Below are 17,605 nucleotides of genomic sequence, written 5' to 3'. Positions count from 1 at the left end.
AGTTAATCCGTTGGTTTTATTTGGATGACAGCACCATTTGGCTGATCGGTGAGCAGGTACAGGTAGCCATCAGGCCCTTGGTTAATATCCCGAATACGTGCATCAATGGCGTCTTCAAATAACCGCTCTTCGTGCATCATTCGGCCTTCATACAAGTCCAGACGGGCAACCAGTGAGCTTTTCAGTGCGGCAACAAAGAAGTCGCCTTTCCACTCAGGGAAAGCATCCCCGGTGTAAAAGGTAGCACCGGCAGTCGCAATTGAGGGAACCCAGTAATAAAACGGTTGCTCAGTACCTTCTTTTACTGCGACATCGCTAATGATAGCGCCACCGTAGTCAACGCCGTAGGTGACTTCTGGCCAGCCATAATTTTTGCCTGCTTTAGGAATGTTAACTTCATCACCACCCTGAGGACCGTGCTCTACGGACCATAGTTCACCGGTGTCTGGATGAATATCGGCACCTTGAACATTGCGGTGACCATAGGACCAAATTTCGTCAAGTGCCTGATCGTTACCGACAAAGGGGTTATCTTTCGGAATGCTGCCATCGGGCCAGATACGTACGATTTTGCCGTGATGGTTATCGAGTGTTTGTGCATCTTCCATACGGGAGTAGCGGTCGCCTAGCGTGATGTAAAGGTGACCTTCTGGTGAAAAGGCCAGACGGGATCCAAAATGAGCGGTACTCTCATATTTTGGCGCCTGCCTGAAAATGACTTCTTTATCGGTGAAGCTGTTATCGGAAATCTTAGCGCGCATAACCGCAGTGCTGTTGCCTTTACCCTCTGCCGCAGCTTCTGAATAGCTGATATAAACCCAACCGTTTTCAGAGTAATTCGGATCGACCACAACGTCTAGCAGACCGCCCTGGCCCTGAGCAACCACCTCGGGAACGTCACTGATTTTCTTTCTTTTGCTACCATCTTCAGATAACCAATAAAGATTGCCGGAGCGCTCAGTAACCAGCATATTGCCGTTGGGCAGAAAAGCCATGCCCCAAGGATGCGTGAAGCCGTCAGCCAGAGTCGTAATGCTAACAGTATGACGTTCGGTCTCGACGGTTTCAGCGGTTGCGGCTGTACTCATCGATGCCGCTAACATTGCGGTAAAAATAAACTTTGGATTGAACATCGGTCTCTCCTTTGTATTGAATTATTATCAGTATACGCCATTCATCAAAATTTTGATGACACTGAGCTTGATCTGTTTGTCGCTTTGACCGTTAATACTCTTATCAACAGATTAAATTTAATGGATAGACATGAGCGGCAGCGTTTTTAGTACGAGTTCGTTACTGACTTTAGCGCAGTGGTTAGCAGCCACCTTTGTGCTAGTGATTATTGCGTTGATTGTCTCTGTTGGCGTTATGTATGTGGTCGATAAGACGCAGAACCGTCATACCATTCGGCACAATTACCCTGTTATTGGGCGATTTCGTTATTTGTTTGAGCGCATGGGCGAATTTATGCGCCAGTATTTCTTTGCAATGGATCGCGAGGAAATGCCATTCAACCGGGCTCAGCGTGCCTGGGTCTACCGCGCCGCGAAAAATGCAGACCGAAATGTCGCCTTTGGTTCAACTCGGGATCTCAGCCGGACCGGAACCATTATATTCAGTAATGCGCCATACCCTCCTATGGCTGAGCAGGCAACTTCCCCTGAACCCGTTATTATTGGACCCTATTGCGAAACACCTTACTCTCCGGTTTCCTATTTTCATATTTCCGGGATGAGCTATGGGGCGTTATCACCCGTTGCGGTTAAATCTTTATCGCAGGGGGCTGCTCAAGCAGGCTGTTGGTTAAATACCGGAGAAGGCGGCTTATCCCCTTATCATTTGATAGGACACTGCGACATTGTTTTTCAAATGGGTACAGCAAAATTTGGCGTTCGTGACCAGGAAGGTCGACTAGATGAGGGGCGCCTGGCAGAGCTGGGCCGGCATGACAACGTAAAAATGTTTGAAATCAAACTGAGCCAAGGCGCAAAACCCGGGAAAGGCGGGATTTTGCCGGGTATTAAAGTCAACAGTGAAATTGCACAAATCCGCGGTATCGTGGAAGGTAAAGACGCCATAAGCCCCAATAGGCACCCTGAAATTAGTAACAACGAAGAGCTGCTGGATTTTATCACTAAAGTACGAGAGATAACCGGTAAGCCTACGGGCTTTAAGTTCGTGATGGGCGACCCTTCGTGGATCGATGAATTGATAGATTGCATTTTGGCCAGGGGTGAAGAATACGCTCCTGACTTTATTACCCTGGATAGCGCTGATGGCGGGACAGGCGCAGCACCACAACCGCTGTTAGATTACGTTGGATTAAGAGTTACTGAAAGTTTGCCTTTGCTGATTGATAAGCTGACAGAGGCCGGTCTGCATGAACGAGTCAGGGTCATCGTATCCGGAAAAATGATAACGCCATCCGATGTTGCCTGGGCTATTGCCATGGGGGCTGATTTTGTCACCTCTGCCCGCGGTTTTATGTTTTCGCTCGGCTGCATTCAGGCGATGCAATGCAACAAAAATACCTGCCCGACCGGCGTCACAACCGACGACCCTAAATTGATGAGAGGGCTGGATCCGGAAAATAAATCGGTACGCGCAGCGAATTATCACAAGTATATGGAATATGGCGTTAATATTATTGCGCATTCTTGTGGCGTAACTGACCCACGCCGGCTTACTCGCAGTCACGCGCGTGTTATTAAGCCTGACGGAGAAAGTATTAGCCTGGCCGAACGTTATCCCTTGCCGCCGGCCAGACGTCGTTAATTTAGTGTGTTGATGGGCAGCAGCCGGGCAATTTCTTCAGCAACTTTACGGAACGTCTGTCGGCGGCTGGTGGTTGGACGATAAACCAGCCCGATGTCGCGGGAAGCTTCCTGGCCGGTTGGTTTTAGAGCAACCAGGTCGGTGTTTTCTAAAATGTCCCGGTCAATGGCCATTTGCGGGATAAAGGTAGCGCCTAGCCGGGCATCAGCCATTTGCACCAGGCTGTGCAGACTGGTCGCGGTAAAGGGATTCATTTTGATGGAATCAGTTAATTGACAGGCGGCGACCGCATGACCAGCCATACAATGCTCTTTCTCCAGCAGGAAGATACTGCGATCCGGCAGCTTGTCGTAATCAACCGGTTCTCCGACCGTTTCTGCTAACTCTTTATGCACAACCAGTTTGAACGGGTCTCGCCCCAGCACCCATTTTTGATTGCCCTGAATGTCCATCGGTAAGGCCAGTAAAAGGATATCCAGCTCGCCGTTGCGTAAGCGGTGCAATAAATTTTGGGTGGTATCCTCCGAGAGTTGTAATAGCAACTTAGGAAACTTGTTCTGTAAATTTTTACTGAGCTCACCAATGACAAACGGGGCTATGGTCGGAATAATGCCAAGTCTTAGTGGCCCTTCCATAATGTTGCCCTGGCCTTGTGCATAGTGCAGTAGCTCTTCAGAGGCGCTGATAATGTCCCGCGCTTTCTCCACAACTTCTTCGCCTAACGCAGTAAAGAGAAAGGATTTATGGTCGCGCTCAATAAGCTGGCAATTTAGCTGTTCTTCCAGGTTTTGAATACCACTGCTTAACGTGGACTGGCTGACATTGCACTCGGCCGCCGCACGATTAAAGTTTTGTTCCTGATGCAGCGCCAGCAGGTAACTTAAGTTTTTCAGGCTTGGCAATTTACTCATAGGGTACCCGTTTTATTTTTAATTGGTATTTCCGATTATCATAATCCGTTTTATTCGTTTTATCCAATCTGCCTACATCCTTACACTAGCTCTCGACTCGTTAAGGAACGAATACATTTTAAATCCCAATCAAGGAGACTATTCATGTTAACAGTAGGCGATAAACTACCAGAATTCAGCGTAATTGCGGCGAAACCTAAGTTCAACATGCCAGAAGAGAATGGCGAAAGCGCTTTTGAAACTATCGACAACAACAGTTTTGAAGGAAAGTGGAAAATCATTTTCTTCTACCCAAAAGATTTCACTTTTGTTTGCCCTACTGAAATTGTTGAGTTTGCAAAACTGAACGAAGACTTTGCTGATCGCGATGCAGTAGTGATGGGTGGCAGTACAGACAACGAATTTGTGAAACTGGCATGGCGCCGTGAGCATCCGGATCTTGACCGTTTGAACCAATACTCTTTTGCCGATGACGGTTCATTGGTTGATGGCCTGGGTGTTCGTGACAAAGCGGAAAACGTTGCTTTGCGTGCTACTTTCATTGTTGATCCGCACAACGTTATCCAGCACGTATCGGTTAACAACCTGAACGTGGGCCGTAACCCGGCAGAAATCGTCCGTATTCTGGACGGTTTGCAAACAGACGAGTTATGCCCTTGTAACCGTGCATTAGGCGGCGACACTCTTTAATCGGTGTCAATGTCCCCGAAATAAGCGCTGATGGCATTGTCATTGGCGTTTATTCCGCACTTTCAATGGATTTCAGGAGTTAAGCATGGCAATTGCAGACTACAAACAGTTACTGGGTGATCACAGTAAAGACACCAAACTCAACCTGTCGAGCTTGTTCTCAAATGTTGAACAGTCAGGGTTAACCAGCGACCAATTCTACGGCACAGCGCTTTCGCTTGTTTACACTTTGGCGAATGACGAACTGACTCAGGCAGTGGAAGAAGAAGCAGAAGGTAAAATTGAAGATAACGTTAAGACCGCAGCGAAAACCGCAGCGTCGTTAATGGCAATGAACAATATTTATTATCGCTTCCTGCACTTATCGAGCGATAAACAATTTTCTAAACTTCCTGCGGGACTCCGCATGAATGCAATGGCTAATCCGGGTGTGGATAAAGCGGACTTTGAGTTGTTCTCACTGGCTGTATCGGCACTGAACGGTTGCGGTATGTGTATTGATTCGCACGTACAAACGCTGCTGAAGCATGAGGTTTCAGCGCAGGCGATTCAATCGTCGATTAAGTTGGCGGCGGTACTTAATGCAGCCGTAACTGCACGTAAACTGTCGTAAACCCTCTAGGGGCTCCCCTTTGCCCCGAGCAACGTTTGCCCGTGCCTTTTGGTGCGGGCTTTTTTTTGCGGCTTTGGTGCTCTTTAGTTTATGTCCTACGCTTAATAACAGAAGCTAAGGAGGTAATTATGCTGAGCATTAATGCTGACCGTCTCAAGAAAACCGTACGTGACCTATCGAAAATTGGGTATAACGAAACCGACCATGGTGTTTACCGTTGGGGTTTTACCGATGCGGACATGGAAGCACGACGTTGGATGATGGATCAGGCAAAAGCAGAAGGTTTCGAAACCTTTATGGATGGTGCCGGTAATGTGTTCTTTGGTATGGGCGATTACCGTAAGAAGGCGGCTGTTCTTACCGGTTCGCACCTGGATACCGTTCCGGCTGGCGGTATTTTTGATGGGGCACTTGGTGTACTGGCAGGGTTCGAAGTTTTGCGCTCGATCAAAGAAAACGAGATTAAATTAGCGCACCCTGTCTGGGTGGTGGGTACGGCTGAAGAAGAAGGTCGTTTCGGCGGCATGATGGGGTCGCAGGCTATTGCTGGTGTGCTCAACCCGGACTGGCTTATGTCGGCGCACGATGCCGACAATGTGTACTTGAAAGATGCGATGGCCGCCCATGGTATGAATGTTATGGATGCGCTGGATGCTGCCTGGCCTCCGGAGCGGCTAAAAGCCTTTTATGAACTGCACATAGAGCAGGGACCCGTGCTTTTTCAAAAAGAGCTGACCATTGGTGCGGTGGAAGGTATTTCCGGCGTTTTCAAATGGATTGTTCATTTAAAAGGAAAAGCCGATCACGCAGGTACCGCACCAATGAATATGCGCAGTGACGCCTTTATGGGCTTGGCGGATTTTGCCCACGAAATTGAGCGCATTATTGCTGAAGACGGCACCGATAAAACGCGCATTACGGTAGGCAAAGTGGATTTGAAGCCGGGTAGTCCGCATACGGTTCCGGGAGAAGCGGTGTTCACTATTGTTGGGCGTGATATGAGTCGTGATGTCATGAAAGAACTTGCGGACTCTTGTAATAAGGCTTTGTCGGCTATTGCCAGAAAGCATCGGTTAAAGTTTGAGTACGAGGAAGTCAGCTGGTTAAACCCGCAAGCGTGTTCAGAAAAGTTGACAAAGCAAATAGAAGACAAGGCAAAGGCCAGAAACTATTCGTGTCTTAAAATGCCCAGCGGAGCCGGACATGATGCGCAGTTTTTCACAGAAATTACGGAGTCCGGGCTGATATTTATTCCGTCTGTTAACGGTGTCAGTCACGCCCCCGATGAGTGGTCCCACTGGCATGATGTCGAAGCCGGTTGTAACATACTTTTAGATTGTATTATTGATTCAGCCCAGTGAGCTGCGCAACCGGATAATATCCGTTATACTGTGCGTACCTCGCCGTGGCACTAAGTGGTATCGCTCATGGAACAGAAAATAACGGTTCAGTCGGCCGACAAAGTCAAAATTCAACGTCCTGACGGACAAAAACACAACGATAACTATGCCCCCCGTAGCCGTATTTATGTGCGTGATATTAAAGGGGTAATGGAATACTTCCGACGCGGGTTTGGTTTTCTTCTGCTGGCGGTCTTCGCGCTTATCCCGTGGCTCACTTATCAGGGCGAGCAGGCAGTTCTACTCGATATTATGGAACAGCGCTTTCGTATTTACGGCTTAACGCTTTGGCCGCAGGACTTTACCGTGGTTGCCTGGTTTGCAATTGTCGCCGCTGTAGCTCTGTTTTTTGTGACCACGGTTTTTGGCCGCGTCTGGTGTGGGTTTATGTGCCCGCAAACCACCTGGACGTTCATTTTTATGTGGTTCGAGAAAAAGTTTGAGGGTCCGCGCAATAAGCGTATTAAGCTGGATGAGCGAAAAATGGATTTTGATAAGCTCTGGCGCAAAACGGGCAAGCAAGTCAGCTGGGTGCTGGTGGCTTTATTAACCTCTATGACTTTCGTCGGCTACTTTACTGACATCAGCGAGTTGTTCGTCAATTTCTTTACGTTAGATGCGGGTTTCTGGGCAACGTTCAGCGTTCTGTTCTTCACTTTCTGTACCTATGGTAACGCGGGTTACATGCGGGAAATTATGTGCACGCATATGTGCCCTTACGCTCGCTTCCAGTCGGCTATGTTTGACAAGGACACCTACACGGTTTCGTATGATGCCGAACGAGGAGAGCCCCGGGGACCGCGTTCGCGTAAAGCTGATTTGGAAGAAAAGAACCTGGGGCACTGCATTGATTGCTATATGTGCGTTCAAGTCTGTCCAACGGGTATTGATATTCGTAACGGTTTGCAGTACGAGTGCATTGACTGTGGAGCCTGCGTCGACGCCTGTAATGATGTGATGGATAAAATGAAGTACCCAAGAGGCCTTATCCGCTTTACGACAGAACGAAACCTGGCGGCGAAAGATAAGAAAGAGAAGACCAACCCCTGGCGAATGAAAAGTATTGGCTACTTTATTATGGTGGTTGCGGTGAGTGCAGTATTGGTGTGGGACGTAGCTACCCGGGTACCTCTGGAAGTGGATGTCCTGCGGGACCGTAATCAGCTTTTCAGAGAAAACATTGAAGGCCAAATTGAAAATGTCTTTACCCTAAAGCTGGTCAATAAGTCGCAGCAGGACCGAACTTATCGTATCGAAGTTAAAGGTTTTGAAGAGTTTGAGCTTATCGGCGATGCCACTAAAGAAGTTGAAGCTGGCGAAGTTGGAACTTTACCTTTAACTGTGGCGGTTCCACCGTCTTTATTGAAAGAGCAGGTGACAGAGTTTTACTTCGTGGTCACAGCGGTTGATAATGCGGAGATAACCAATACGCATCAGAGCCGCTTTTTATATGAGTAATCTTACAGAGAGCGCGTCAGACTTCGCTTTTCAGGGACTGACGCCGGATCTCGTTGTTAATGCCTTAGAGAGTGTTGGTTTGTATCCGGCTTCGGGTTTATTAGCGCTTAACAGCTATGAGAACCGGGTTTACCAGTTTGCTGACGATGAACGCCAGCGCTATGTCGCAAAGTTTTACAGACCGCAGCGCTGGCGCACAGAGCAGATTCAGGAAGAGATTGAATTTATTGAGGAGCTTGCTCAAGCCGAAGTTCCGGCCGTTTCGGCGCTGGTGTTACAAGACAAGCGGCTGCATGAATTTGAGGGTTACCGCTTTTGCGTTTATCCCAGTATTGGCGGACGGGCGTTTGAGCCGAACGACTTGGATGAGTTAGAGCGTCTCGGTCGTCAAATTGGGCGCATGCATGCGGTGGCTCAGGCAGGTCAATTTAAGGTTCGGGAAACTATAGATTATGATGGCTTTGTCGAGCAGTCCGTTGCTGAGTTGAGACAGTCCGCTTTATTGCCCACTGAGCTAAAAGACGCCTTTTTTGCCATTCTTGATCCCTTAAGTGAACGTCTACGTTCTACACCGTTGAAGGATTTTGATTACCAGCGTCTGCACGGCGACTGCCATATCGGGAATATTCTGCAGTATGAAGAAAAGCTGACCTTCGTCGATTTTGATGATTGTCGCTCTGGCCCTGCGGTACAGGATTTATGGATGATGCTGAATGGGCCGCATCAGGAGCAGACGTTGCAGATGGACGCTATGCTGACCGGCTATGAGGATTTTTGTGAATTCGATACCGCTCAGCTGATATTAATTGAACCTTTGCGCAGTTTCAGAATCATTCAATATATGGCATGGTTATCGCGTCGCTGGCAAGATAGTGCTTTTCAGAGAGCGTTTCCCTGGTTTTCGGAAAGCCGTTATTGGGAACAGCAGATTCTGGCATTGAAAGAACAATTAGCGGGGTTGGATGAAGCCCCGATAAACCTTGGCTTTAACGGATAGTTTAAACCGATAATTTAAATCGATAGTGTTAACAGATAACAGGAAATGACAATGAAAAAGTGGTTAATGGGTTTTGTCGGAGCATTAATGCTAACAGCAGGTTTTGCTCAGGCTCAGGATTTTGAAGAAGGTGTTCACTATGAAGTAATAGCCGATGAAGCGACCAGTACTCCGGAAATTGCAGAGTTTTTCTCATTTTACTGTGTTCACTGCTACCGGTTCGAGCCGATAGCAAAAGAGCTGGAAGCAACGTACCCGGAAGCTTTCGAAAAGTCGCATGTGTCTTTTATCAGCCCTACCGGTGATGTTGGTGAAACCATGACTCAAGCGTTTGTGGTCGCACAGAAGCTAGATAAAGAAGATGAGCTTACCGCTGCAATTTTTGATTATAACTTTAATAAAAATAGCATGCTGACCAGCAAACAAGATATTCGCAACGTCTTTATTGTAAACGGCGTTTCTGGTGAGGAATTTGATAAAGCGATGGCGAGCTTCAGTGTTCGTGCTGCTGCCGCGAATATGGATCGTCGTGCAACAGAATTGGGTGTTAATGCAACTCCAACCTTTATCGTCAATGGAAAGTACAAAATGCTGCCACAGGGCTTCCGTGACAGCAATAATTTTGCTGAAGACTTCTCTGACTTAGCTGGTTACCTGTTAGAAAAGTAACTCAGGACTCTGGTTTGTACTGACAATATGCGCCTTCTTCAGTCTGGGAGAAGGCCTGATTGTTATTTAAATATTGGTAATTTTTCAGTCCAAAGTCCGGCATCACACTATATAAATATTCTACAATAGAGCTTTGTACTGCCTCGTATTTTGTCCAGTCTGTTTGTTTGCAAAACGCGTAAATCTCCAATGGTAATCCTGCTGGGGTGGGTTGCATCAGACGCGCCATGAGAGTGAGGTCGTCGCGTACCTGCTTATGGTTTCTCAGATAGTTTTCCGTAAAGACCCGAAACACCGTTAAGTTGCTGACAGGCTTTTCCAGCTCATTGGCTTTTAACCAGTCGTCGACAGATTGATTGAAGTGTTTTTTAGCAAGTTCTTCTAGTTGTTCTTCGGAAAGAAGTTTGGAACTGTCCAGGTCAATCATTAATGATCGACGCATGCGACGGCCACCGGTATTAATCATTCCCTGCCAGTTTTTAAACGACTCATGAATTAATACGTAGGTGGGTAAATACACAATGGTTTTATCCCAGTTCTCAACTTGCACCGTAATTAGCCCAACCTCCTGGACGGTGCCGTCAACATTGTGATCAGGCAGCTCAATCCAGTCACCAATAGCGACCATACGGTTGGTTGCCAGTTGCACTCCGGCCACAAAGCCCATTAGCGTGTCCCTGAAGACCACCATTAAAATAGCTGTCATGGCACCAAAGCCGCTGAGCAGATACATGGGAGACTTGTTCATAATAATAGCGATGGTAATAATGATTGCCATCAATACCAGAATCAATTTTATGACCTGTATAACACCGGTAATAGGCACTTCACGTGCTTTGTAACTGTAGTCATAAGCAATAGAGACGACGTTTGCTAACGCGGTAAGGATGCTGGTGATCACCCAGGTGAGGTAAATTCCGACGACTGTGCGCAGCGGTGACTGCCAGCTCTCAAAGTTATCTATGAACAGAATAGGTATGAAGCTGTGTATGACGACAATTGGAGCCAGGTTGGCACAGCGCTTAAAAAATCCGCTATTAACCAGCGCTTTATACCATCGCTCGGGTGCTTTGCTTAGCAGCCGGTCGATGGCGTGGTTGATAATCCAACGCGCTAAGGCATAGACAAAGTAACAGCCAAATAAAACCAGTAGTGAGCTGATGGCAAGGCTCAATTCCTGTAGGTTGCTCTCAATTCCGAACTTTTGCAGCCATTCTTTTATAAACTCAAAGTCCATTATAAAACTCCCTTAGCGGGTGCTGTGAATTTCCTTACGCATTGCATCAATGGTTTGGTCTTTTTCTTGCCAGCGTTTATTTAACCACTCTTGAAAGTGGTTCCTAAACGCCTCATCACTAGCGTAATCACCGATTAAATCGTCAGTAATAGGTAATGTCTTTATATCAACATAGACGTTTTTGAGCTGTCCGCTGAGTAGATGCCAGACGACAGGGCGCTTATCACTACCTGGATAGACAATGGTAATGTCTAAAATTGCTTCAAACTGACTTCCCATTATTTGTAGCGAAAACGCGGTACCACCTGCTTTTGGCGGTAGTAGGTTACGAAAAGGGCTGTGTTTTTTCTTGTGTTTTTCTGGAGTAAAGCGCGTACCTTCGCAAAAGTTCACAACGGTTGTCGGAATGTGACGAAACTTTGCGCAGGAGCGGGTCGTAGTGGCAATGTCCCTGCCTTTTAAGTGTGGCTTTTTCTCTAATAAAGCCTTTGAGTAACGTTTCATGAAAGGCATATCCAGTACCCAGCAGCCCCAGCCAATAACCGGTACCCACATAAGTTGTGATTTTAAAAAAAAGCGAGGCATTGGCATGTGTCGGCGGGTCAAGTGCATCAGTACGGCGACATCGACCCAGCTACGGTGATTTGCCATGACCATATACCAACCCTTTTCATGGATATCGAGGTCGCCCTTGATATGCCACTGCATGCGTTGAGTCAGCTGGAACATCATCGACATACAGTAAGCCCAAACTCTGAACAATCCATTGCCCAGTTGCGAGCAAATACGTTGAGGGGCTTTAAAAGGTAATAAGACTTTAAATACACCGACAGCAATAATCAGTCCGCCGATAATGGCGGTAGTGATAATTCCCCATAAAAGGTTAATAACGACTCTAAAGGGAATAAGTATTGATGTCAGCATGTTGCCTTACCCTAATTATAAATAATGTAATAAATGATAACTGAAGCTAAGAATGATGTCTGTTGCTAACCCGTAAAAATTAATGTTACTGTATAAATATACAGTGTTGGAGGTGTTATGCAAACAAAGCTTCAGACTCTTATTAAACAGGGGCTTATCTGGCATGGCCAGGTCGAAGGCAGCCAGGATACAACGTTAAGCACAGGCTTTCCGGCGCTAGACAAGGCACTTGGAGGGGGCTGGCAGTCTCCGGGATTACATGAATGGCAGTTGCAAACCCCATTCTCTGAGCAGGCGCTATTGTTGCCGCTAATTCAGCAGGCGGTGCAGCAAAACCACTCAGTTTTCTGGATAAACCCGCCGGCTTGGTTATCTGCTGCAGGCCTACATTACTATGGGCTTAGTGAATCTATGCAGGTGGTCATTCAAACGAGTGTGGATAAAGCCGCCTGGGCTTTTGAGCAGGTATTGCAAACAAAAAACGCAGTGGCTTTGGGCTGGTTTGGACAAAAAAACGCTTCAGCTCACTGTGTTCGTCGTTGGTATAAGGCCACTCAAACTGGGCAAATGGGGGTTGTGTTGAGTGAGCCCGCTTTAACTGAAGAAGCCCGGGCTTACTCGAACCGATTACGGTTAAAGCTCTCAGATACAGGCGTCAGAGTCGATCTGCTAAAACGCAAAGCGGGCTGGCCACTGGAAAATATTGGCCTAAATTAAATGTGGCTATACTGTCATTTTCCACAATTATTGCTGGATAACCGAAGCCGGTTACAGCCTGATATCAACACCCTGCCTTTGGCTTTTTATCAGTTGCAGAGCAATCACTCTGTTATCGTACAATGCAACGTTTTAGCGCAGGAAGCTGGCGTGAAGCCATTGCTGCAAACAGTGATGGCTATTTCGCTTTGTGAGCAGCTTCAGTTAGTGGAGTACTGTCCTGAGCGGGAACAACAGGTGTTGCACCAGCTGGCTACCCGTCTATATCAATGGGCTGCTAAGTTGGTTCTCTATCCACCCCAAGGCATTGCCATTGAACTGAGCAGCTTGAGTCAGTTGTACGGCGGGTTAAATGCAGTATCTGATGTTTTACACCGAGAGGTTCGTGCGTTACCGGTTACCGCTCAACTGGCTTGTGCGGATAACCCGTTAGCGGCAAAGCTTTTAGCGGAATACGATAGCCCCGTTTCGCTAAGCACCGACGAGTCAGCTCAGTTGCTGGCCCAACTGCCTATTAACGCGGCCGGTTTAAGCGCAAAAGTAGAAAAAGACTGCCAGGCGACCGGCTTTCGTCAATTGGGTGAACTGATGCAGCTATCCGCAGCCGAAGTCGGCGGTCAGTTTGGTTTAGAGACACAGTTACACCTGGAGCGCTTGCAGGGGCGAAGTCAGAAAAGTTATGACTTTTTTATACCACCGGAAACGTTTCAGCAAAGCTTGGATCTGGTAACGGAAATACCTCACTGGCAAGGTTTGTTGTTCCCGCTAAAGCGACTATTTGGTGAGATGGAAGACTTTTTCTACCAGCGGCAAAAAGTAGTTCAGCAGATAAGCATTGAACTGCACCATCGAGATGCTCCGCCCTCTATTATTCCGGTCGCGCTAGCCGACAAAGGCTGGCGCGGCCACAGCTTTCTGTCTTTATTACAGTTGAAAATGGAGTCTTATCCTTTGCCGGCACCGGTTTTGGAAATTAGATTGGTGGCTGGCGAACTACTGTGTGCTGAGCAGCGCAATGAGCACTTTTTTGGTGGGCAACAGCATCGTCATGAAACCTTGCAGCTTATCGGCCGGCTGCAGGCAAAATTAGGTGACCGGGCCGTGTTTTCTCCTGCAATGAATGACGACCCCAGACCTGGCACGAATGAATTCCCGCGGCCGCCGGGTGAAAAGCCTCCTTCACTGTCCGCATCACCAAAGCGCCCTCTTTGGTTATTAACGTCTCCAGAGCCAACCTCAATAGATTTATGGCAACTAAGGGAGGGACCTGAACGAAAGACCTGCGGTTGGTGGGATGCCAGAAACATAACTCGGGATTACTGGACTGCAAAAGATGTACGTCAGCGTGTTGGGTGGCTCTACTTTGAAGACGGGCAATGGTATCTGCAAGGCTGGTTTAGTTGATATGCAGGAGATTTTTGCTGAACTACACAGTTTAAGCCACTACAGCTTTTTGCGCTCTGCGGCTTCGCCGGAGGACTTGGTCATTCGCGCCGATGAACTCGGTTATTCTGCCATAGCGATAACGGACGAATGCTCGGTAGCAGGTATTGTTAAAGCCTATCAGGCGTCGAAAGCACGAGATATTAAACTCATTGTTGGTAGTGAGTTTCGGGTAACCAATATAGGTGTTTTTGTTTTGCTGGCCCCAACCCGTGAAGCCTATGCGCAGCTTTGCAGAAAGATTACTTTGTTTCGCAGCCGCAGTGAAAAAGGCCACTATCAGGCTAGTATCGATGACTTTTTTAACGGGCTTTCTCAATGCTTTTTACTCTGGCAGCCTGCGTTTGAGCAAACTCAGCTTATGGCGATTGGTAAAAAGCTTAAGTCTGTATGGCAGCAGCGGTTTTGGTTGCTGTACGAGCGTCATTATCAGGCTAATGATAAACAGGCATTTAAGGCCATGGTTGATTTGCAAAAGGCACTTAAAGTGAAAGTCACTTGCGCCGGTGATGTCCGAATGGTGAATGCAAATCAGCAACCGTTACACGACATTCTTAATGCGATTCAACAGGGTGGCTCGTTAGTACATCAACCCGGGTTAGCCAGTGATAATGCCGAGCGACACTTACGCAGTATCAGTGAATTGCAACAGTGCTACCCGCAAAAATGGTTAGCAGAAAGCGTGATTATTGCTAACCAGTGCCGGTTTTGCCTGTCTGAACTTCGCTATGAGTACCCGGCAGAGCTGGTTCCTGAGGGTATAAGTGCCTCAGATTATTTAAAACAGTTAACCGAGCAAGGAGCTCGCTGGCGATATCCGGAAGGTGTTCCTGCGTCAGTCAAAGCGCTTTATATTAAAGAACTTGCCCTGATAAAAGAGCAACGTTATGAACCCTTCTTTTTGACCATTCACGATTTGGTCTGTTTTGCGCGTGATCGGGGTATTCTGTTTCAGGGGCGCGGTTCCGCAGCAAACTCCGTTGTGTGTTATTGCCTGGGGATTACTGCCGTTAACCCGGCGCAAATTCAGGTACTGTTCGAGCGGTTTATTTCTAAGGAGCGAAATGAGCCGCCGGATATTGATGTGGACTTTGAGCACGAACGGCGTGAAGAAGTCATTCAATACATTTATCAAAAGTACGGTCGGCAGCGGGCAGCTTTGGCCGCAACTGTTATTACTTATCGTTTTAAAAGTGCTTTTCGTGATGTTGGTAAAGTGCTGGGGTTTAGTGAACAGCAATTAGACTATTACCGCAGTAACTTAGATCCGCGAGACAAAGAGCTAAGCTGGCAGCAACAGTTAACACAGCAGCATCCTGAAGTGACCAGCTCGGTGCGTGGCCAGCATCTCCTGCATTTTACCGGGCAATTGATGGGCACACCCAGGCACTTGTCTCAACACGTTGGTGGCTTTGTGATTGCTGCGGATGAATTATCACGACTGGTTCCGGTAGAAAATGCGTCAATGACGGGCAGAACCGTTATTCAGTGGGATAAGACCGATTTGGAAAGTCTGGGATTATTGAAGGTGGATGTGCTGGCGCTGGGCATGTTAACGGCATTACGAAAAATGCTGGCGCTCATTAATGCTCGTAATGAACAGCAACTGACTATGGCAACTATTCCTCAGGAAGACAGCCGGGTTTATCAACAACTGCAAACTGCCGACTCTATGGGTATTTTCCAGATTGAGTCGCGGGCACAAATGAACATGCTGCCCCGGTTAAAGCCAAAAACCTTTTATGACTTAGTCATTCAAATTGCAATTGTGCGGCCCGGGCCGATACAAGGTGACATGGTCCACCCTTTCTTACGTCGTCGGGCGGGTCTTGAAGCGGTGGAGTACCCCAGCAATGAGGTGAAGTCTGTATTAGAAAGAACCCTTGGGGTGCCAATTTTCCAGGAGCAGGTGATCAAGCTGGCTATGGTTGCGGCCGGCTTTAGCGGCGGAGAGGCTGACCAACTCCGTCGAGCGATGGCTTCATGGGGACAAAGTGGGCACTTAACCCGCTTTGAAGACAAGTTGATTAGCGGCATGCTGGAACGGGGGTATAAACAAGAGTTTGCAGAACGTCTATTTCGGCAAATTTGTGGTTTTGGACAATACGGTTTTCCTGAGTCTCACTCTGCTAGCTTCGCTAATCTGGCTTATGTGTCAGCCTGGTTTAAGACTTATCACCCAGCCGCATTTTATGTGGGGTTGCTTAATAGCCTGCCAATGGGGTTTTATTCGGCATCTCAGCTAGTGCAGGATGCACAACGGCACAGCGTCAAATTCCTTCCGGCAGATATTAACAGCAGCGGCTGGGACTACTGTTGGCTACCTAAAAGTGATTCGAATTCTAGCGAAACCGTACGCATCGGGTTAAGACAAATTCAGGGAATATCCGAAACCAGAGTTAAACAAACATTGAGCCAAAGACCGGAAGAAGGTTTTGCCAGTCTTCATGAGTTACGACAAAGCGGATTGCGAGATTCCGATATCAACGCACTGGCCCGTGCCGATGCTTTAAAAAGCATCGTCGGGCATCGCCATCAGGCGCATTGGGAAAGTCTGTCCATGAGTGATCAGCAAATGCCGTTGTTTGCTAAAGTCCAGGATCGCCCTACCCGTCAGTTAACAGCACCGAGCGAGCCAGACAATATAAAAGCAGACTATGAGTCGACAGGTCTGACATTAGGTCGCCACCCACTGGCTTTATTAAGGAATAATCCAGAGCTAAAGAACTGCGTAATGGCAAGCGACCTACTCGCTTGTCGATCGGGGCAAGTACTTACTGTGGCGGGGTTGGTTACTTGCCGGCAGCGGCCGGGAACTCGTAGCGGCGTCACCTTTTTAACTCTGGAGGATGAAAGTGGCAACAGTAACGTTGTGGTTTGGGCGCATACGGCTCGCCAGTTTCGGCAAAGTTTCCTGACCAGCAATTTACTTTGGGTGAAAGGTATTGTCGAAATTCATGAGGGAGTCGTACATATTGTTGCAGGCCGGTTAAAGGACTTATCCGGCCTGCTGACTTTTTCGAGACTAGAAAGTCGACGCTTTCATTAAATTAAGACACTGGGCCTACCTGCAAAAGGTAGTCATCTTTCAATTCAACGTAGTTTTGCGCTGACTGGCTTAAAAAGCTGGTTTCACTGTTATTAAGGCGACGTTTCTTTTCCGCCGGACTGCCCACATATAAATAGCCGCTCTCCAGACGCTTGCCCGGAGGGATAAGACTGCCTGCGCCAATAATGACATCATCTTCGATAACTACATCATCCATTATGACCGCGGACATCCCAACCAGGATGCGATTGCCCAGCTTGCAACCATGCAACATACAGTGGTGCCCTACCGTGACGTCATCGCCAATAACGAGGGGGTGTCCGTCTGGGTTAGCGTTGGATTTGCGTGTGACGTGAAGAACGGTTCCGTCCTGAATGTTGCTGCGTTTACCAATAGTAATGCTGTTAACGTCGCCTCGTGCTGAAACCATTGGCCATACACTACTGTCATCACCAATCGAAATATTACCGACAATAACTGAGCTCGGGTCTAAATAGACTCGTTCTCCTATAGTTGGCTCATATTCAGCGTAACTGCGGATATCGGCCATAAGTGTGCTCCTAGGTTAAAAGCTATTATCACCTTTATAGCAGATAGAGGATAATAGGTCATGTCTGGCCTTAGTTTGGTGAGAAAAACAGCGTGTTGCTGAAACTTTACGCAGTCAGTAAAGAAACAGTTAAAAAGGCAGGAAAAGCGCTTGACGGGGCGAGATAAATCTC

The 17,605-nt window shown here is 47.6% G+C and carries 15 protein-coding genes; 10 read left to right on the top strand and 5 right to left on the bottom strand.

Annotated features, from left to right (window positions below; all coding sequences use genetic code 11):
• Window positions 1-2 precede the first annotated feature (2 nt).
• Window positions 3-1,133: a PQQ-dependent sugar dehydrogenase gene (locus tag RBK99_RS13240; RefSeq protein WP_317505075.1), complete on the bottom strand. Its 1,131-nt coding sequence runs from the start codon at window positions 1,131-1,133 to the stop codon at window positions 3-5.
• Between the two features lie 130 nt (window positions 1,134-1,263).
• Here RBK99_RS13240 and RBK99_RS13235 point away from each other — a divergent pair, with 130 nt between their 5' ends.
• Window positions 1,264-2,775: an FMN-binding glutamate synthase family protein gene (locus RBK99_RS13235; protein ID WP_317505074.1), complete on the top strand. Its 1,512-nt coding sequence runs from the start codon at window positions 1,264-1,266 to the stop codon at window positions 2,773-2,775.
• On the opposite strand, the gene RBK99_RS13230 is transcribed toward RBK99_RS13235, so the two are convergent.
• On the bottom strand, window positions 2,772-3,686 hold the full coding sequence (locus RBK99_RS13230; RefSeq protein ID WP_317505073.1) for a hydrogen peroxide-inducible genes activator: 915 nt from the start codon (window positions 3,684-3,686) through the stop codon (window positions 2,772-2,774). The two genes, RBK99_RS13235 and RBK99_RS13230, sit on opposite strands and share 4 nt — an antisense overlap.
• A gap of 144 nt (window positions 3,687-3,830) precedes the next feature.
• Here RBK99_RS13230 and RBK99_RS13225 point away from each other — a divergent pair, with 144 nt between their 5' ends.
• The 6 genes from RBK99_RS13225 (at window position 3,831) to RBK99_RS13200 (ending at window position 9,513) form a co-directional block, all read left to right on the top strand.
• Complete coding sequence (locus RBK99_RS13225; protein WP_011235799.1) at window positions 3,831-4,376, top strand: peroxiredoxin; 546 nt, start codon at window positions 3,831-3,833, stop codon at window positions 4,374-4,376.
• Window positions 4,377-4,461: 85 nt separating this feature from the next.
• Window positions 4,462-4,989 carry a carboxymuconolactone decarboxylase family protein gene (locus RBK99_RS13220; RefSeq protein WP_317505072.1) on the top strand — a complete coding sequence of 176 codons (528 nt, stop codon included), beginning with the start codon at window positions 4,462-4,464 and terminating at the stop codon, window positions 4,987-4,989.
• Window positions 4,990-5,117: 128 nt separating this feature from the next.
• Window positions 5,118-6,350, top strand: a complete 1,233-nt coding sequence (locus RBK99_RS13215; RefSeq protein ID WP_317505071.1) for a Zn-dependent hydrolase — start codon at window positions 5,118-5,120, stop codon at window positions 6,348-6,350.
• 66 nt (window positions 6,351-6,416) lie between these two features.
• Window positions 6,417-7,847, top strand: a complete 1,431-nt coding sequence (gene ccoG, locus RBK99_RS13210; RefSeq protein WP_317505070.1) for a cytochrome c oxidase accessory protein CcoG — start codon at window positions 6,417-6,419, stop codon at window positions 7,845-7,847.
• On the top strand, window positions 7,840-8,844 hold the full coding sequence (locus RBK99_RS13205; protein WP_317505069.1) for a serine/threonine protein kinase: 1,005 nt from the start codon (window positions 7,840-7,842) through the stop codon (window positions 8,842-8,844). The genes ccoG and RBK99_RS13205 overlap by 8 nt, the downstream gene beginning before the upstream one ends.
• A 51-nt stretch (window positions 8,845-8,895) precedes the next feature.
• Window positions 8,896-9,513 carry a thiol:disulfide interchange protein DsbA/DsbL gene (locus RBK99_RS13200; RefSeq protein WP_317505068.1) on the top strand — a complete coding sequence of 206 codons (618 nt, stop codon included), beginning with the start codon at window positions 8,896-8,898 and terminating at the stop codon, window positions 9,511-9,513.
• Window position 9,514: 1 nt separating this feature from the next.
• On the opposite strand, the gene RBK99_RS13195 is transcribed toward RBK99_RS13200, so the two are convergent.
• Window positions 9,515-10,750 carry a mechanosensitive ion channel family protein gene (locus tag RBK99_RS13195; protein WP_317505067.1) on the bottom strand — a complete coding sequence of 412 codons (1,236 nt, stop codon included), beginning with the start codon at window positions 10,748-10,750 and terminating at the stop codon, window positions 9,515-9,517.
• A gap of 12 nt (window positions 10,751-10,762) precedes the next feature.
• Window positions 10,763-11,674: a 1-acylglycerol-3-phosphate O-acyltransferase, YihG family gene (gene yihG / locus RBK99_RS13190; RefSeq protein WP_317505066.1), complete on the bottom strand. Its 912-nt coding sequence runs from the start codon at window positions 11,672-11,674 to the stop codon at window positions 10,763-10,765.
• A gap of 117 nt (window positions 11,675-11,791) precedes the next feature.
• Here yihG and RBK99_RS13185 point away from each other — a divergent pair, with 117 nt between their 5' ends.
• The 3 genes from RBK99_RS13185 to RBK99_RS13175 are packed head-to-tail and all read left to right on the top strand — an operon-like array spanning window position 11,792 to window position 16,883.
• Window positions 11,792-12,391: an ImuA family protein gene (locus tag RBK99_RS13185; protein ID WP_317505065.1), complete on the top strand. Its 600-nt coding sequence runs from the start codon at window positions 11,792-11,794 to the stop codon at window positions 12,389-12,391.
• A complete protein-coding gene (locus tag RBK99_RS13180; protein ID WP_317505064.1) occupies window positions 12,392-13,795 on the top strand; it encodes a Y-family DNA polymerase in 1,404 nt (467 codons plus the stop codon). It abuts the gene before it with no gap.
• Between the two features lies 1 nt (window position 13,796).
• On the top strand, window positions 13,797-16,883 hold the full coding sequence (locus RBK99_RS13175; RefSeq protein ID WP_317505094.1) for an error-prone DNA polymerase: 3,087 nt from the start codon (window positions 13,797-13,799) through the stop codon (window positions 16,881-16,883).
• Window position 16,884: 1 nt separating this feature from the next.
• Here the strand turns inward: RBK99_RS13175 and RBK99_RS13170 are convergent, their stop codons facing one another.
• Window positions 16,885-17,433, bottom strand: coding sequence for a gamma carbonic anhydrase family protein (locus RBK99_RS13170; RefSeq protein WP_317505063.1), 549 nt, complete (start codon window positions 17,431-17,433; stop codon window positions 16,885-16,887).
• Window positions 17,434-17,605: the final 172 nt, after the last annotated feature.

Source organism: Idiomarina solivarensis, assembly GCF_033052755.1.
Taxonomy (GTDB): Bacteria; Pseudomonadota; Gammaproteobacteria; order Enterobacterales; family Alteromonadaceae; genus Idiomarina.
Note: the sequence above shows the minus strand (reverse complement) of the source record. Positions and strands in the feature narration are given on the sequence as shown.

What these genes read in the sequence shown, in the direction of transcription:
- RBK99_RS13230 (WP_317505073.1), bottom strand. Translation starts at nt 3,686, where the DNA reads ATGAGTAAATTGCCAAGCCTGAAAAACTTAAGTTACCTGCTGGCGCTG.
- yihG (WP_317505066.1), bottom strand. Translation starts at nt 11,674, where the DNA reads ATGCTGACATCAATACTTATTCCCTTTAGAGTCGTTATTAACCTTTTA.
- RBK99_RS13170 (WP_317505063.1), bottom strand. Translation starts at nt 17,433, where the DNA reads ATGGCCGATATCCGCAGTTACGCTGAATATGAGCCAACTATAGGAGAA.
- RBK99_RS13200 (WP_317505068.1), top strand. Translation starts at nt 8,896, where the DNA reads ATGAAAAAGTGGTTAATGGGTTTTGTCGGAGCATTAATGCTAACAGCA.
- RBK99_RS13235 (WP_317505074.1), top strand. Translation starts at nt 1,264, where the DNA reads ATGAGCGGCAGCGTTTTTAGTACGAGTTCGTTACTGACTTTAGCGCAG.
- RBK99_RS13225 (WP_011235799.1), top strand. Translation starts at nt 3,831, where the DNA reads ATGTTAACAGTAGGCGATAAACTACCAGAATTCAGCGTAATTGCGGCG.
- RBK99_RS13180 (WP_317505064.1), top strand. Translation starts at nt 12,392, where the DNA reads ATGTGGCTATACTGTCATTTTCCACAATTATTGCTGGATAACCGAAGC.
- RBK99_RS13175 (WP_317505094.1), top strand. Translation starts at nt 13,797, where the DNA reads ATGCAGGAGATTTTTGCTGAACTACACAGTTTAAGCCACTACAGCTTT.
- RBK99_RS13185 (WP_317505065.1), top strand. Translation starts at nt 11,792, where the DNA reads ATGCAAACAAAGCTTCAGACTCTTATTAAACAGGGGCTTATCTGGCAT.
- RBK99_RS13205 (WP_317505069.1), top strand. Translation starts at nt 7,840, where the DNA reads ATGAGTAATCTTACAGAGAGCGCGTCAGACTTCGCTTTTCAGGGACTG.
- RBK99_RS13195 (WP_317505067.1), bottom strand. Translation starts at nt 10,750, where the DNA reads ATGGACTTTGAGTTTATAAAAGAATGGCTGCAAAAGTTCGGAATTGAG.
- RBK99_RS13220 (WP_317505072.1), top strand. Translation starts at nt 4,462, where the DNA reads ATGGCAATTGCAGACTACAAACAGTTACTGGGTGATCACAGTAAAGAC.
- ccoG (WP_317505070.1), top strand. Translation starts at nt 6,417, where the DNA reads ATGGAACAGAAAATAACGGTTCAGTCGGCCGACAAAGTCAAAATTCAA.
- RBK99_RS13240 (WP_317505075.1), bottom strand. Translation starts at nt 1,133, where the DNA reads ATGTTCAATCCAAAGTTTATTTTTACCGCAATGTTAGCGGCATCGATG.
- RBK99_RS13215 (WP_317505071.1), top strand. Translation starts at nt 5,118, where the DNA reads ATGCTGAGCATTAATGCTGACCGTCTCAAGAAAACCGTACGTGACCTA.